The sequence below is a fragment of the Sorangium sp. So ce327 genome (genome assembly GCF_051530205.1).
GTDB classification, from domain to species: Bacteria; Myxococcota_A; Polyangia; order Polyangiales; family Polyangiaceae; genus Sorangium; species Sorangium cellulosum_B.
In genome coordinates this window covers 8002691-8018797 of record NZ_CP150330.1, presented here as the reverse complement: position 1 = coordinate 8018797, position 16107 = coordinate 8002691, and the positions used below count along the sequence as shown (strand labels likewise).

General features: G+C 69.2%; 5 protein-coding genes. 1 reads left to right on the top strand and 4 read right to left on the bottom strand.

Going from position 1 to position 16107, the window contains the following annotated elements; genetic code table 11:
* Positions 1 to 91: 91 nt before the first annotated feature.
* The 3 genes from WME95_RS29810 to WME95_RS29800 all read right to left on the bottom strand — a co-directional run bounded on the left by WME95_RS29810 (position 92) and on the right by WME95_RS29800 (position 9899).
* Entirely contained in the window at positions 92 to 3298 is a 3207-nt protein-coding gene (locus WME95_RS29810; protein WP_437902735.1) for a tetratricopeptide repeat protein, read from the bottom strand.
* Positions 3299 to 3394: 96 nt separating this feature from the next.
* Entirely contained in the window at positions 3395 to 6094 is a 2700-nt protein-coding gene (locus WME95_RS29805; protein WP_437902734.1) for a CHAT domain-containing tetratricopeptide repeat protein, read from the bottom strand.
* 100 nt (positions 6095 to 6194) lie between these two features.
* Positions 6195 to 9899 (bottom strand): tetratricopeptide repeat protein, encoded by a 3705-nt coding sequence (locus WME95_RS29800; RefSeq protein WP_437902733.1) that lies wholly within the window; start codon positions 9897 to 9899, stop codon positions 6195 to 6197.
* Between the two features lie 620 nt (positions 9900 to 10519).
* On the opposite strand from WME95_RS29800, the gene WME95_RS29795 reads away from it, so the two are divergent.
* A complete protein-coding gene (locus WME95_RS29795) occupies positions 10520 to 12667 on the top strand; it encodes a caspase family protein (protein WP_437902732.1) in 2148 nt (715 codons plus the stop codon).
* Between the two features lie 185 nt (positions 12668 to 12852).
* Here WME95_RS29795 and WME95_RS29790 read toward each other — a convergent pair whose 3' ends face one another.
* Positions 12853 to 16062, bottom strand: coding sequence for a tetratricopeptide repeat protein (locus tag WME95_RS29790; protein WP_437902731.1), 3210 nt, complete (start codon positions 16060 to 16062; stop codon positions 12853 to 12855).
* Positions 16063 to 16107 lie beyond the last annotated feature (45 nt).

The following is a 16107-nucleotide window of genomic DNA, read 5'->3' as shown; positions in this document are numbered from 1 at the left end:
GCTCCTCATCCCGCAGCTTCGACAATGGCGAGCGCCGTCGCGTCGGCGAACGGCGCAACCTGGGCGTAGCCCCCTTACCACGCGTTCGCGTCTACTCGGGCGCATTCCCCCCGGGGTCCAGAGCCCTCGGCACATCGGCGACTCGGACGGGGGGAGGCTCGTTTCCGGACAGCGAGCGGCCGCTGCCGCCTGCGATGAAGGCGGCCCAGTAGAAGGGGTGCAAGCCCTTGCTCACCATGGTGATCTGCACTTCGCGCAGCGCATCGCTGCGACCCTCGTCAGCCGAGAGCCGATCGTAGTAGGCCGTCATGAGCGCCTGGGTCTCCTCGTCGGCCACCTTCCAGAGACTCATGATCTGGCTGTCTGCCCCGGCGAGCACGAGCGCGCGCCGCAGGCCGTAGACCCCCTCGCCCCGGTAGAGCGTGCCAATCCCCGTGTCGCACGCCGACAGCACGACGAGCTTGGTGCCCCACAGATCCAGGCCCGCGACCTCGAGCGAAGTCAGCACGCCGTCCTCTCCGCCGCTGCGTCGCAGGTTGGCGCCTGCCAGCGCCAGGCCCGAGCGCAAGAGCGCGTTTTCGGGCAAGGGCGGCAGCGGTCCGGGCTGGAGCACGGTCAGGAACGGCCGCGCCTCGCGGGACGTGTGCGGTGCCGCGGGTGCCTGTGCCAGGAAGAAGCCGTGGGTTGCCATGTGCAGGATGGAGGGGCCCGCGAGCGCCTTGACGGCGGCCTCTGTGGCGTCCTTGTCGAGCAGCAGGCGGGCGTCTGGCAAGCGCTCCTTGACCGCGCGCGCCTCGGGTTCGGTCCACCGGAGTGGGCCGAACTGCATCGCGCCCATGGCGTCCGAGCGCCGCCCCGAAATCGCAGCGGCCGGCGCGCCGCTGCCTTCGTCGTAGGCGGGGTTGCCGATGACCAGCGGCGATGAGCGCGGGTTCTCGGTCTGGGTGACCTCGATGCGGAGCAGGTCGCGGCCGCTGGTCAGGTAGGTGAAGCGATAACGCGCGAGCAGGAACTGCCCGTGCTCGTCGACAAGCGCCGCGAAGGGAACCAGATTGAGCTCTCCGTCCGGCGACAGGTACACCTCGCGCGACTCGCCCAGGAACTGCCTCACCGGCTGCATCACCTTCTCGTCAAGGGCGCGTGCCGCCTCCGCGTAGCGCGGATCGGCCGCGCTCAGCGCCGCGCGCGCTTGAGCGACGAGCGCGTCGATGGGCGCGGCGGGGCCCAGATCCACCCAGCGTGGATTGCCGGTCCGGTGCAGCACATAGGCGACGTAGTGCGGCTCGCCAAATCTTTGGTCGGGTTTCGCGTGCGGATCGAAAGGGTGAATCAGGGCGTTTTCGACGAGCGCGGCACCCGAATTAAGCGCGGCCTGCACGGTCTCAAGGGCGATGGCTCGGCGCTTCGCGGCCAGTTCCTTGTACCGTGCTGCCAGGTCCTGCTCGAGGACCTCGATGTCCGCCCGCAGCTTGGCGAGCGCATCGCTGTGATGGCTCACGTCCTCGCCGGGTGTGGGCCCACGCAGCGAGCGCGTCGCCAGCTCACCTGCGAGCCTTGCCAGCTGGGCCAGCTTCGCCTGGTCCTCCTGTCGGCCGCGGGCGCGAAGCTGCCCGAGCATGTCGGTCATGGCGTCGAGGACGCGACCCTTGCGCTGCAGCAGGACGGTGAGCGCGAGCCGGGCGGCGTCGGCGCGGCTCTGCAGCGCGCGGACGTGAAGGGCAACGAACACATCGGTCATGTGTTCCGTCGCCCTTGTGAACGCGTGCTTCTGCCGCTCGCTGCTGGCGGCAAGGGTGGCTGCCAGGACCCGCTCGTGGATCGCAGCAGCGCGCTGCATCAGCGGAAGTGCCCGCGTGGCCGCAGCGGTCGCCCAATGCAACCCGGCTAGGTGGATGAGACTGGTGGCCACGGCGGGATCCTCGTACCCAACCATCTTCTCCCGGATAGCCAGAGCGCGACGGAAGAGCGGCTCGGCTGTCGCATAGTCGCTGTTCTCAGCGAGCAACCAGGCCAGGTTGTCGAGGCTGGTGGCTACGCGGGGATGGTCTGGTCCGAGCACCTTCTCTCGGATAGCCAGAGCGCGACGGAAAAGCGGCTCGGCCGCCGCGGGATCATCCTTCACCAAGAGCAGCCACGCCAGGTCGTTGAGACTGGTGGCCACGGCGGGATGCTCGGACCCGAGCGCCTTCTCCATGATGGCAAGAGCCCGGCGGAAGAACGGCTCGGCCGCTGCGTAGTCGCCCTTCGCCATGAGCAACCAGGCCAGGTCGGTGAGGCTATGAGCCAAGGCGGGATGCCCGGACCCGAGCGCTTTCTTCCGGATGGCTAAAGCGCGATAGGAGAGCGGCTCGGCCGTTGCATAGTCGCCCTTCCCGTACAGCAACCTGCCCAGGCTGTGGAGGCTGTCAGCCACGTGGAGATGCTCGGATCCGAGCGTGTTCTCCCGGATGGCTAAAGCGCGACGGAAGAGCGGCTCGGCTGTCTCGGAGTCGCCCTTCGCGTACAGCAACCTGGCCAGGCTGTCGAGATTGGTGGCCACGTCGGGATGCTCGGATCCGAGGGCCTTCTCCAAGATGGCCAAAGCGCGACGGAAGAGCGGCTCGGCCGCCGCGTAGTCGCCTTTCGTATGAAGCAACCTGGCCAGGCTGTGGAGGCTGCTGGCCACCTCGGCATGCTCTGGCCCGAACGTCCTCTCCCGGATGGCCAAAGCGCGACGGTAGAGCGGCTCGGCCGTCGCGTAGTCGCCTTTCCTGTCGAGTAACAGCGCCAGGCTGTCTAGGCTCTCAGCCACGTCGGGATGTTCTGGCCCAAGCGCCTTCTCTCGAATGGCCAGAGCGCGGCGGAGGAGCGGCTCGGCCGTCGCGTAGTCGACTTTCACCAAGAGCAACAGCGCCAGGTTGTTGAGGCTTTCAGCCACGTCGGGATGCTCGGGCTCGAGCGCCTTCTCTCGGATGGCCAGAGCGCGGCGGAGGAGCGGCTCGGCCGTTGCGTAGTCGACTTTCACCAGGAGCAACGTGGCCAGACGGTTGAGGCTCTCAGCCACGTCGGCATGCTCTGACCCGAGCGCCTTCTCTCGCAGGTCGAGCGCCCGCCGTGCGAGGGGGATGGCCTCGTCGTATCGTCCGGTCTGCTCGAGCTCGACGACGCGGCGATGCAGCCGCTCTGCCTCTTCGAGCGGCCCTTTTGCCGCCGCGGCCGCCTCCTGTGGTGGCATCTGCGCCTGCGCCTCAACCCCCGGATGCACGGCCACGATCGCCACGGCGAATCGTGTTGCACATGCCCGCAAAATAGCTTTCATCTCACTGTTCCTCATCGCTCGGGTTGAGCCGGGCGAGCGCTGTCGCGTCGACGAACGGTACTACCTGAGCGCGGCCCCCTCACCACGGGCTCGCATCTACTCGGGCGCAATCCGCCCGTTGTCCAGAGGCCTCGGCACGTCGGCTTCTCGCACGGGAGGCGGCTCCTTTCCGGAGAGCGACAGCCCGCTGCCGCCAGCGATGAAGGCGGCCCAGTAGAAAGGGTGTAATCCCTTGCGAACCATGGCGATCTGCACTTCGCGTAGCGCATCGCTGCGCCCGTCGTCGGCCGAGAGCCGACCGTAGTAGGCCGTCATCAGCGCCTGGGTCTCCTCGTCGGCCACCTTCCACAGACTCATGATCTGGCTGTCGGCCCCGGCGAGCACGAGCGCGCGCCGTAGCCCGTAGACGCCCTCGCCCCGCTGGAGCGCGCCGATTCCGGTGTCGCACGCCGACAGCACCACGAGCTTGGTTCCCCAAAGATCCAGCCCCGCCACCTCGAGCGCGGTCAGCACGCCATCCTCGCTGCCGCTGCGCCGCAGGTTGGCGCCTGCCAGCGCGAGGCCCGAGCGCAAGAGCGCGTTTTCGGGCAAGGGCGGCAGCGCTCCGGGCTGGAGCACGGTCAGGAACGGCCGCGCCTCGCGGGACGCGTGCGGTGCCGCGGGTGCCTGTGCCATGAAGAAGCCATGGGTTGCCATGTGCAGGATGGAGGGGCCCGCGAGCGCCTTGACGGCGGCCTCTGTGGCGTCCTTGTCGAGCAGCAGGCGTGCGTCCGGCAAGAGCTGCTTGACCGCGCGCGCCTCGGGTTCGGTCCACCGGAGTGGGCCGAACTGCATCGCGCCCATGGCGTCCGAGCGGTGCCCTGAGGTCGCAGCGGCTGGTGCGCCGCCCTCGTCGTAGGCGGGGTTGCCGAGGACCAGCGGCGATGAGCGCGGGCTCTCGGTCTGGGTGACTTCGATGCGCAACAGGTCCCGGCCGCTGGTCAGGTAGGTGAAGCGATAACGCGCGAGCAGAAACTGCCCGCGCTCATCGACCAGCGCTGCAAAGGGCACCAGGTTGAGCTCTCCGTCCGGCGAGAGGTACACCTCGCGCGCCTCGCCCAAGAGCCGTCTCACCGGCTGCATCACCTTCTCGTCAAGCTTGCGCGCCGCGTCGGCATAGCGCGGATCGGCCGTGCTCAGCGCCGCGCGCGCTCGAGCGACGAGCGCGTCGATGGGCGCGGCCGGGCCCAGCTCCACCCAGAGTGGCTTGCCCGTCCGGTGCAGCACGTAGGCAACGTAGTGCGGGTCGCCAAACCATCGGCCTCGCTTCGCGTGCGGATCGTAAGGATGAAACAGCGCAATCTCGATCAGCGCGGCATCCGGACCGAGCGCGGCTTGCACAGCCTCGAGGGTGACGGCCCGACGCTCCGCGGCGAGCGCTTTATACCGTTCCGCCAGGTCTCGCTCGAGGACCTCGATGTCCGCCTGTAGCTCGGCGAACGCGTCGCTGTGATGGCGCACGTCTTCGCCACGCCGCGCCCCGCGCAACGTGCGCTTTGCGAGCTCGCCCCGGAGGCGTGTCAGCTCGGCCAGCTTCGCCTGGTCCTCAGGCCGGCCGCGAGCACGGAGTTGCGTGAGCAGGTCGGTCATGGCGTCGAGGACGCGGCCCTTGCGCTGCAGCAGGACGGCGAGCGCGAACCGGGCGGCGTCGGCGCGGTCCGACAACGCGCGGACGTGGAGAGACACGGTCATGTCGGTGTGACCTTCCAGCATCGACGCGAAGGCGTGCTTTTGCCGCTCGCTGCCGGCGGCAACGACGGAGGCCAGGACCCGCTCGTGGATCGCAGCAGCTCGCTGCAACAGCGGAAGCGCTCGCGTGGGCGCCGCGCTGGCCCAATGCAACCAGGCCAGGTTGTCGAAGCTCTGAGCCACCGCGGGATGCTCGGGGCCGAGCGTCTTTTCCCAGATGGCCAGAGCCCGGCGGTAGAGCCGCTCGGCCGCCGCGTGCTCGCCTTTCGCTTGGAGCAAGACGGCCAGATTGTTGAGGCTCTGAGCCACGTCGGGATTCTCTGGCCCGAGCGTCTTCTCCCGGATGGCCAGAGCGCGACGGACGAGCGGCTCGGCCCTCGCGTGGTCGCCTATCGCCTGGAGCAAGACGGCCAGATTGTTGAGGATGGCTGCCACGTTGTGATGCTCGGCCCCGAACGCCTTCTCCACGATGGCCAGCGCGCGGTGGTAGAGCGGCTCGGCCCCCGCGTAGTCGCCTATCGCCTGGAGCAACCCGGCCAGGGCGTTGAGGCTCTGAGCCACAGCGGGATGCTCGGGGCCGAATGCCTTCTCCCGAATGTCGAGGGCGCGACGGTAGAGCGGCTCGGCCACGGCATAGTCAGCCTTCTGCTCGAGCAACAAAGCCAGGCTGTAGAGGCTGGCGGCCACGTGGGGATGTTCTGGCCCGAGCGCCTTCTCCCGGATGACCAGAGCCCGGCGGTAGAGCGGCTCGGCCGCCGCATAGTCACCTTTCTCCTGGAGCAGCAAGGCCAGGCCGGCGAGGCTCTGAGCCACGCCGGGATGCTCTGGCCCGAGCGCCCTTTCTCGCAGCGCGAGCGCCCTCCGTGCGAGGGGGATCGCCTCGTCGTATCGGCCGGCCTGCTCGAGCTCGGCGACGCGGCGATTCAGCCGCTCTGCCTCTTCGAGCGGCCGTCTTGCCGCCGTGGCCGCCTCTTGTTCGGGCGCCTGCGCCTGCGCCTCGACCGCCAGATGCGCGGCCATGATCGCCGCTGCCAATCGCGTTGCACGTGACGGCAAAAGAACCTTCATCTCACCGCTCCTCGTCGCTCAAGTTGAGGCAGGCGGGCGCAGTCGGGTCGGCGAACAGCGCAACCAAGGCGCGGCCCTCCTTGCGATGGGCTCGGCGCTATTAGGGCGCGGCCCCTGCGGTGTCCAGAGCCCTCTCCAAGTCGGCTTGTCGCACGGCGGGCGGCTCCTTCCCGGAGAGCGAGCGGCCGCTGCCGCCAGCGATGAAGGCGGCCCAGTAGTAGGGGTGCAAGCCCGTGCGAGCCATGGTGATCTGCACTTCGCGCAGCGCATCGCTGCGTCCCTCGTCGGCGGAGAGCCGACCGTAGTAGGCCGTCATCAGCGCCTGGGTCTCCTTGTCGGCCACCTGCCACAGACTCATGATCTGGCTGTCGGCGCCGGCGAGCACGAGAGCGCGCCGGAGCCCGTAGACACCCTCACCCCAGTAAAGCGTGCCGACCCCCGTCTCGCACGCGGACAGCACGACGAGCTTGGTTCCCCACAGGTCCAGGCCTGCGACCTCGAGCGCGGTCAGCACGCCGTCCTCTCCGCCGCTGCGTCGCAGGTTGGCGCCTGCGAGCGCCAGGCCCGAGCGCAAGAGCGCGCTCTCGCGCAAGGGCGGCAGCGCTTCGGGCTGCACCAGGGTCAGGAACGGCCGGGCCTCGCCGGGCGCGAGCGGTGCCGCGCGTGCCTGCGCCAGGAAGAATCCGTGGGTGGCCATGTGCACGATGGCGGGGCCCGCGAGCGCCTTGACGGCGGCCTCGGTGGCGTCCTTGTCGAGCAGCAGGCGTGCGTCTGGCAAGCGCTCCTTGACCGCGCGCGCCTCGGGCCCCGTCCACCGGAGTGGGACGAAGTGCGTGGTGCCCATGGCGTCCGAGCGGCGCCCCGAGGTCGCGCCGGCCGGCGCGCTGCCGCCCTCGTCGTAGGCGGGGTTGCCGATGACCAGCGGTGGCGAGCGGGGGCTCTCGGTCTGGGTGACTTGGAGACGGAGCAGGTCCCGGCCGCTGGTCAGGTAGGTGAAGCGATAACGCGCGAGCAAGAAATGCCCGCGCTCATCGACCAGCGCGGCGAAGGGCACCAGGTTGAGCGCTCCGTCCGGCGACAGGTACACCTCGCGCGCCTCGCCCAGGAGTTGCCTCACCGGCTGCATGACCCTCTCGTCGAGCGCGCGCGCTGCTTCGGCGTAGCGCGGATCGGCCTCGCTCAGCGCTGAGCGCGCTCGCGCGATGAGGGCATCAATAAGCACGGCCGGACCCAGCTCCACCCAGGTTGGATCGCCGGTCGGATGCAACACATACGCGACGTAGTGCGGGTCGCCAAACCTGGGCTTGGGCGTCGCGTGCGGATCAAAGGGGTGAAACAGCGCGATCTCGATCAGCGCGGCGTCCGGACCGAGCGCGGCTTGCACGGCCTCGAGGGTGACGGCTCGGCGCTCCACGGCGAGCGCTTTATACTGCTCCGCCAGGTCTCGCTCGAGCGCTTCGGCGTCCGTACGCAGGCTGGCGAGCGTGTCGCTGTGATGGCTCACGTCCTCGCCGGGCGCAGGTCCACGCAGCGTGCGCGTCGCGAGCTCGCCCCTGAGGCTTGCCAGCTGGGCCAGCTTCGCCTGGTCCTCCGGCCGGCCGCGGGCACGGAGCTGCGCGAGCATGTCGGTCATGGCATCGAGGACGCCGCCCTTGCGCTGCAGCAGGACGGTGAGCGCGAGCCGAGCGGCGTCGGCTCGGTCGGGCAGCGCGCGGACATGAAGAGAGACCGTCCTGTCGGTCTCGCCTTGCACCGTCCACGCGAACGTGTGCTTTTGCCGCTCGCTGCTGGCGGCGAGTACAGCGGCTAGGGCCCGTTCGTGGATCGCGGAAGCCCGCTGCAAAAGGGGAAGCGCCTGCGTGGGCGCGGAGCCTGCCCAATGCAACGCGGCCAGGTGGTTGAGACTCTGAGCTACGGCGGGATGCTCGGGCCCGAGCGCCTTCTCTCGGATGGCCAGCGCGCGACGGAGGAGCGGCTCGGCCGCCGCGTAGTCGCCTTTCGCCCAATGCAACGCGGCCAGGTTGTTGACGCTGCCAGCCACGTGGGGATGCGCGGGCCCGAGCGTCTTCTCCAAAATGGCAATAGCCCGGCGGACAAGCGGCTCGGCCGCCGCGTAGTCGCTCTTCGCAAGGAGCGCCCCAGTCAGGTTGTTGAGGCTGCCAGCCACATGGGGATGCTCGGGCCCGAGCGTCTTCTCCAAAATGGCAATAGCCCTGCGGAGGAGCGGCTCGGCCGCCACGTGGTCGCCTTTCGCACGTAGCAGGAACCCGGCCAGGTTGTTGAGGCTGGTGGCCACCTCGGGATGCTCGGGCCCGAGCGCCTTCTCCCGGATGGCCAGAGCCCGGCGGTAGAGCGGCTCGGCCGCCGCGTGGTCGCCTTTCGCCCAATGCAGCGCGGCCAGGTTGTTGAGGGCGATGGCCACCTCGGGATGCTCGGGCCCGAGCGCCTTCTCCCGGAGAGCAAGCACCCGGTGGAGGAGCGGCTCGGCCGCCGCGTAGTCGCCTTTCGCCTCGAGTAACAAGGCCAGGTTGCTGAGGCTGGTGACCACGTAGGGATGTCTGGGCGCGAGCGCCTTCTCCCGGATGGCCAGAGCGCGACGGTAGAGCGGCTCGGCCGCCGCGTAGTCGCCTTTCGTCTTGAACAACAAGGCCAGCTCGTTGAGGCTGTGAGCCAGGTCGGGGTGCTCGGGCCCGAGCGCCTTCTCGCGGATGGCCAGAGCGCGACTGCCGACCGGCTCGGCCGCCGCGTAGTCGCCCTTCGTACGGAGCAATCCGGCCAGGGTGTTGAGGCTGGCGGCCACCTCGGGATGCTCGGTCCCTAGCGCCTTCTCGCGGATGGCCAGAGCCCGGCGGAGGAGCGGCTCAGCCGCCGCGTAGTCGACCTTCGCCTGGAGCAACAAGGCCAGGTTGGTGAGGGAGGTGGCCACATCGGGATGGTCGGCCCAGAGCGCCTTCTCGCGGATGGCCAGAGCGCGACGGAAGAGCGGCTCGGCCGCCGCGTACTCGCGCTTCGCCTTGAGCAACCCGGCCAGGTTGGTGAGGGAGGTGGCCACGTCGGGATGCTCGGTCCCTAGCGCCTTCTCGCGGATGGCCAGAGCGCGACGGAAGAGCGGCTCGGCCGCCGCGTAGTCGCCTCTCGCCTTGAACAACAAGGCCAGCTCATTCAGGCTGGTGGCCACGTTGGGATGCTCCGGTCCGAGCACCTTCTCGCGGATGGCCAGAGCCCGGCGGTAGAGCGGCTCGGCCGCCGCGTAGTCGCCTCTCGCACGGAGCAACAGGAACAGGTTGTTGAGGCTCTGAGCCATGTCGGGATGCTCTGGCCCGAGCGCCTTCTCGCGGATGGCCAGAGCCCGGCGGTAGAGCGGCTCGGCCGCCGCGTAGTCGCCTTTCGCCTGGAGCAACCCGGCCAGGTCGTTGAGGGAGGTGGCCACATCGGGATGCTCTGGCCCGAGCGCCTTCTCCCGGATGGCCAGAGCGCGACGGTGGAGCGGCTCGGCCGCCGCGTAGTCGCCTTTCGTCTGGAGCAACCCGGCAAGATTGTTGAGCGAGGTGGCCACATCGGGATGCTCTGACCCGAGCGCCCTCTCCCGCAGCTCGAGCGCCCGCCGTGCGAGGGGGATGGCCTCGTCGTATCGGCCGGCCCGCTCGAGCTCGAGGACGCGGGCACTCTGCCGCGCTGCCTCCTCTAGCGGCCCTTTCGCTGCCGCCTCGTGTTTCGGCATCTCCGCCAGTGCCTCGACCCGCGGGCGCCCGTCCCCGACCGTCACCCCGAGCCGTGTTGCGCGTGGCATCGAAAACTGCTTCATCCCACCGCTCCTGATCCTTCGGCTTCGGCTGGGCGGGCGCCTTCGCGCTGGCGAGCAGCGATACAGATACCCGGAGCATCCGTCCGAACACGCGTTGCCGTGACCCGTCGACGACTGCCTGGCAGAGATCCTCTCGCCGACATCGAAAGTTCCTCATGCGCGTCGCACACCGGTGATCGTGGGTGCGCCGCCCCGGACGTCAAGTGGACATCGCTCCCTCGTTCGGGAGGGGCTGTCGGCGTCTGGGGGCCCCATCTCCTGGAGCACGCGTCGCTCAATGAAGCTGAAAATGCCGCAGCTGGCTCCCTCGGCCTGAAAATCAGCGTGAGACGACCTGGCGTTTGCCCCTTCCGCCCCTGCTTGACCTTTGAGCGCTGTTCTTTATCGATCTGTCATGGGCTGCTCGCGCGCACGAGCGCACGTCGGCTTTCGCGGAGGGGTAGAAATATGGTGACGCCAGGAGCCAACGTCGGCATCTGCCAGGATCGGAAGCTCCCGCGCGATCTGCAAGAGGATGGAATACGGGGCGGCGTGCGACGCGCGTCCTTCGCGGGCACATGATGGTCCGGGGGCCCATCGGGAGGAAACGGCCTCGCGGCCGCTATTGTTGGAGGAGCACCATGAATAGCCAGCCGAACGACGAACACGACGACGCGGGGAGGAGCAGCGCTGACGACACGGGCCCGACCTTCCGGGCGCTGCTCATCGGCATCGACCTCTATCTCCCGAACCGACTCGAGAACGGCGCCACCTACGCGCCGTTGAGCGGCTGCGTGAACGACATCCGCCTCGTCGAGGCGGCGCTGCACACCCACGTCACTGGACCGCTCGAGATCACGAAGCTCGTCGCACGCGACACCGGTGCTGACCAGCCCGACGGGCCGAGCTCCGACTGGCCCACGTACGCCAACATGAAGGCGGCGTTCGACGCGCTGGTCACCCGTGCGCAGCCAGGCGACCAGGTGTACATCCACTACTCTGGCCACGGTGGCCGCGTCCCCACGAGATTCGAGGAGCTGAAGGGGGCGGACAGAGACGACGAGACGCTGGTGCCTATGGACATCGGCGAGCGATCGACGCCTTACCTGAGCGATGTCGATATGGTATATTACCTTGACGCGCTCACGAGGAAGAGCCAGGCGATCGTGACGGTGGTGCTCGACAGCTGCCATTCCGGCGGCGCGACGCGGGGGATCGACGTCGCGCCGCGGTGCGCGACTGGCGCCCGCGAGGGGGTCGATCCCACGCTCGACACCACGGAGCGGCCGAGGGGCGGCGTTGCCTCGGATGACGAGCTTCGCGCCGCGTGGCAGCGGCTCGTGGCGACGGGCGCCGCGCCGGGAGCGGCTGCTGGCACGACCTGGCTGCCCCCGTCCAACGACTACGTGCTCCTTGCGGCGTGCCGCGACGACCAGACAGCGCTGGAGGCCAACGACGGTGACCAGCGGGGCGGCGTGATGACGGCGGCCTTCCTGAACGCGCTGACGCGGCTCGGCAAGGACCAGAGCTGGAAGACGCTCTACGAGCGCGTGTTCACGGTGGTGCATAGCAATCACCCGACGCAGACACCCCAGTTCCTCGGCAAGGGTGAGCGCCAGGTGCTCGGCGTCGCGCTCCGGCCCGTCGCGTACAAGGTGAGGGTCATCGGAATCGATGAAACGAACCGGAGGGTGAGGCTCAGCGCTGGCCGCGCGACGGGGATGAAGATGGGCAGCAAATTCGGCCTCTATCTTCCCGGGACGACGGACTTCACGCAGGACAACAGGCGTGTGGGCGGCGCCACCATCGACGAGGTGTCAGGCACGGAGAGCTGGGCGACGCTGGACGAGGGCACCCCGGTCGAGGCGGTCCAGGGCGCCCCGGCGATCCTCGAGGACGTGGGATCGGTCGCGCTGAAGCGCGCAGTCAACCTCTTCCGCCGGAATGACCTGCCGCCCGGGATCGATCAGGAGCGGGCGTTCGCGGCCCTGGGGGCAGCGATCGAGACGAGAGGGCGCGGCTTCCTCGTGCTCCACACGAGCGGGACGCCGCACTATCAGGTCGCCATCAACGACGGCGGCCAATACGAGATCTGGGACCCGAGCGGAAAGCGGATGCCCAACGTGCCGGCGGTGAGCGTCGGCGCGCCGAAGGCCGTCGAGCTCGTGGTCGACCGGCTGATCCACATCTTCCGGTACAAGACCATCGAGGAGGTGTACGATCCGTTCTCAGGGCTCAAGGACACGCTTCGCGTCGAGCTCCGCGCTCCCCCGGCAGGGTGGTCGCCGGGTGACTGGATCGAAGGCGGCACGGTGATGGAGCCGGAGGGCGGCAGATACGTCGTGAAGCCCGGTTCCTACTCGTTCGTTCGTGTCGTGAACGACAGCGATCGTCGAATCAATGTCGTGGCTGTCGACCTCGAAGATGATTGGAGCATCGGCGCCGTCATGCCCCCCGACCCGTCCCGGCAGTACTACACCACCGTGGATGCCCATCGAGACGCCTGGTTCGCGCTCGGGGCCGTCCTGCGCGCCGGGCACACTTCGGCCGTCAACGTCATCAAGATATTCGTGACCGTCGACGACTCCGATTTCTGGTGGCTCCTGCATCCGCCGATCGATCAGCCCATCACCCGGTCGGAGAGGAGGAGAGCCAGCGCTGCGCGAGACGCGCTCTTTCGGCTGCGCGAGGCGCTCGACGCTGAAAAGAACGAGGAGAGCAGGATGCGCGTCGTGTCCCAGCCGGGCTTCGACTGGACCGTGCATCAGATCCTCGTCGACACGAAGTAGGCTCGAGGATTTGCGCAAGGCGCACTCGTGCTCCGGGTCGCGCCTCGCGCCAGTGCCCCGTCTGAAGGTGCGTGTCGGTAGGCCCGGGGAGCGTGTCCTGATCCCTTCTGTGCGACACGATGGCCTGCGGCGGGCCGCGGCTCGCGTGCCATGGCTTGCCGGCGTGGCGCCTCTCGCCACCGGGCCTACTCGGGTGCGGCCCTGCCCACGGTGTCCGCTGCCTTCGGCACGTCGGCTTCTCGCACGGCGGGCGGCTCCCTTCCGGAGAGCGAGCGGCCGCTGCCGCCTGCGATGAAGGCCGCCCAGTAGTAGGGATGCACGCGCTCGCGCGCCATGGCGAGCTGTGCTTCGCGGAGGGCGTCGCTGCGCCCCTCGCCGGCCGAGAGCCGACCGTAGTACGCCGTCATGAGCGCCTGGGTCTCCTCGTCGGCGACCTTCCACAGACTCATGATCTGGCTGTCGGCCCCGGCGAGCACGAGCGCGCGACGCAGCCCGTAGACGCCCTCGCCGCGGGCGAGGGGGCCGATCCCCGTGTCGCAAGCCGAGAGCACGACGAGCTTGGTCCCCCACAGATCCAGGCCTGCGACCTCGAGGGCGGTCAGCACGCCGTCCTCGCCGCCGCTCCGCCGCAGGTTGGCGCCTGCGAGCGCCAGACCCGAGCGCAAGAGCGCGTTCTCGGGCAAGGGCGGCAGCGCTTCGGGCTGCAGCACGGTCAGGAACGGCCGGGCCTCGCGGGACGCGTCCGGTGCCGGGCGTGCCTGCGCCAGGAAGAAACCGTGGGTGGCCATGTGCAGGATAGAGGGGCCCTCCAGCGCCTTGACAGCAGCTTCGGTGGCGTCCTTGTCGAGCAGCAGGCGTGCGTCTGGCAAGCGCTCCTTGACGGCGCGCGCCTCTGGCCCCGTCCACCGGAGTGGGCCGAAGCGCATTGCGCCCATGGCATCCGATCGGCGCCCCGAGGCGGCACCGGCCGGCGCGCCGCCGCCGTCGTCGTAGGCTGGGTTTCCGATGACGAGCGGCGACGAGCGCGGGCTCCCGGTCTGGGTGACTTCGCGGCGGAGAAGATCGCGGCCGCTGGTCAGGTAGGTGAAGCGATAACGCGCGAGCAGGAACTGCCCACGCTCGTCGACCAGCGCCGCGAAGGGCACGAGGTTAAGCTCTCCGTCGGGCGACAGGTACACCTCGCGCGCCTCGCCGAGGAGCTGCCTGACCGGCTGCATGACCTTCTCGTCGAGCGCGCGTGCCGCCTCGGCATAGCGCGCATCGGTCGCGCTCAGCGACGCGCGCGCAGCAGCGACGAGCGCATCGATGGGCGCAGCGGGGCCGAGCTCCACCCAGCGTGGCTCGCCGGTTGGGTGCAGCACATAAGCGACGTAGTGCGGGTTGTCGTACCGGCGGCCGGGCTCCGAGCGCGGGACAAGGGGCCGAAACAGCGCGACCTCGACGAGCGCGGCGCCCGGCGCGAGCGCGGCTTGCACGGCTTCCAGGGTGACGGCGCGGCGCTGCACGGCAAGGGCCTTGTACCGCGCCGCCAGGTCCTGGTCGAGCACCTCGATTTCCGCCCGCAGCCTGGCGAGCACGTCGCTGTGATGGTTCACATCCTCACCGGGCGCAGGCCCGCGTAGCGCGCGCGTTGCCAGCTCACCCGCGAGCCTTGCCAGCTGGGCCAGCTTCGCCTGGTCCTCCTCCCGGCCGCGGGCATGGAGCTGCGCGAGCATGTCGGTCATCGCGTCGAGGACGCGGCCCTTGCGCTGCAATAGGACGGCGAGCGCAAGCCGGGCGGCGTCGGCGCGATCGGGCAGCGCGCGGACGTGAAGGGATACGGTCTGGTCGGTCTGGCCTTGCACCGTCCGCGCGAAGGCGTGCTTTTGCCGCTCGCTGCTGGCGGCAAGGACCGAGGTCAGGACCGGCTCGTGGATCGCTGCAGCCCGCTGCATCAGCGGAAGCGCCCGCGTGGGCGCCGCGCTCGCCCAATGCGACCAGGCCAGGTTGCCCAGGAGAATGGCCACCTTGGGATGCTCGGGCCCGAGCGCCTTCTCCGAGACGGCCAGGGCCCGGTGGTAGAGCGGCTTTGCTGCTGCGTGGTCGCCTTTCTCATCGAGCAAGACGGCCAGGTTGCCGAAACTGAAGGCCATCATGGAATCGTCTGGCCCGAGCGCCTTCTCCCAGACGGCCAGGGCCCGACGGTAGAGCGGCTCGGCCGCCCCGTAGTCGCCTCTCTCCAGGAGCAACCCGGCCAGGTTGTGGAGGGTCCGAGCCACGCGGGGATGCTCAGGCCCGAGCGACTTCTCCCGGATGGTCAGAGCGCGACGGAGGAGCGGTTCGGCCGCCGCGAAGTCGCCCATCTCGAAGAGCAATACGGCCAGGCTGTCGAGGCTTTTGGCCGCCGCGGTATGCTCGTGCCCGAGCGCCTTCTCCAGGATGACCAGGGCCCGCCAGTGCAGCGGCTCGGCCGCCACGTGGTCTCCTTTCGTCATGAGCAACCCAGCCAGGTTGTGGAGGGTGGTGGCCACGTCGGGATGCTCGGGGCCGAGCGCCTTCTCCGTGATGACCAGAGCCCGGCGGAGGAGCGGCTCGCCCGCCGCGTAGTCGCCTCTCGCATGGAGCAGTAACGCCAGGAGGTTGAGGGGGGTGACCAGGGCCGGGTGCTCAGGCCCGAGCGCCTTCTCCCCGATGGCCAAAGCGCGACGGACGAGCGGCTCGGCCGCCGCGAAGTCGCCTCTCTCCATGAGCAACCCGGCCAGGATGTTGAGGCTGATGGTCACGTCGGGGTGCTCAGGCCCGAGCGCCTTCTCCCCGATGGCCAAAGCGCGACGGACGAGCGGCTCCGCTCCTGCGAAGTGGCCTTTCTCTATGAGCAATGCGGCCAGGCCGTTGAGGCTGGCGGTCACGTCGGAATGCTCAGGGCCGAGAACCTTCTCCCGGATCGCAAGAGCGCGGCGGTAGAGCGGCTCGGCCGCCGTGGTGTCGCCTTTCCCATGAAGCAACAACGCCAGGATGTCGAGGCTTTGGGTCAGGTCGAGATGCTCGGGCCCGAGCGCCTTCTCTCGGATGGCCAGAGCGCGGCGGAGGAGCGGCTCGCCTGCCGCGTAGTCGCTCTTCACCAAGAACAATAATGCCAGGCTGTCAAGGCTTTGGGCCACGTCGGGATGCTCAGGCCCGAGCGCCTTTTCTCGTAGATCGAGCGCTCTCCGTGCGAGGGGCATGGCCTCGTTGTACCGGCCTGCCTGCTCGAGCTCGGCAACGCGGGCATTCAGCCGCTCTGCCTCTTCGAGCGGCCCGGTTGCCGCCGTGGCCGCCTCCCGTTTCGGTGTCTGCGCCTGCGCAGCGACCGCCGGATGCACGGCCACTATCGCCGCTGCGAATCGTGTCGCACATGCCCGCGAAAACCGCTTCATCTCACCGCTCCTCATCCCTCAGCCTCGAGCTGGGCGAGCGCGGTC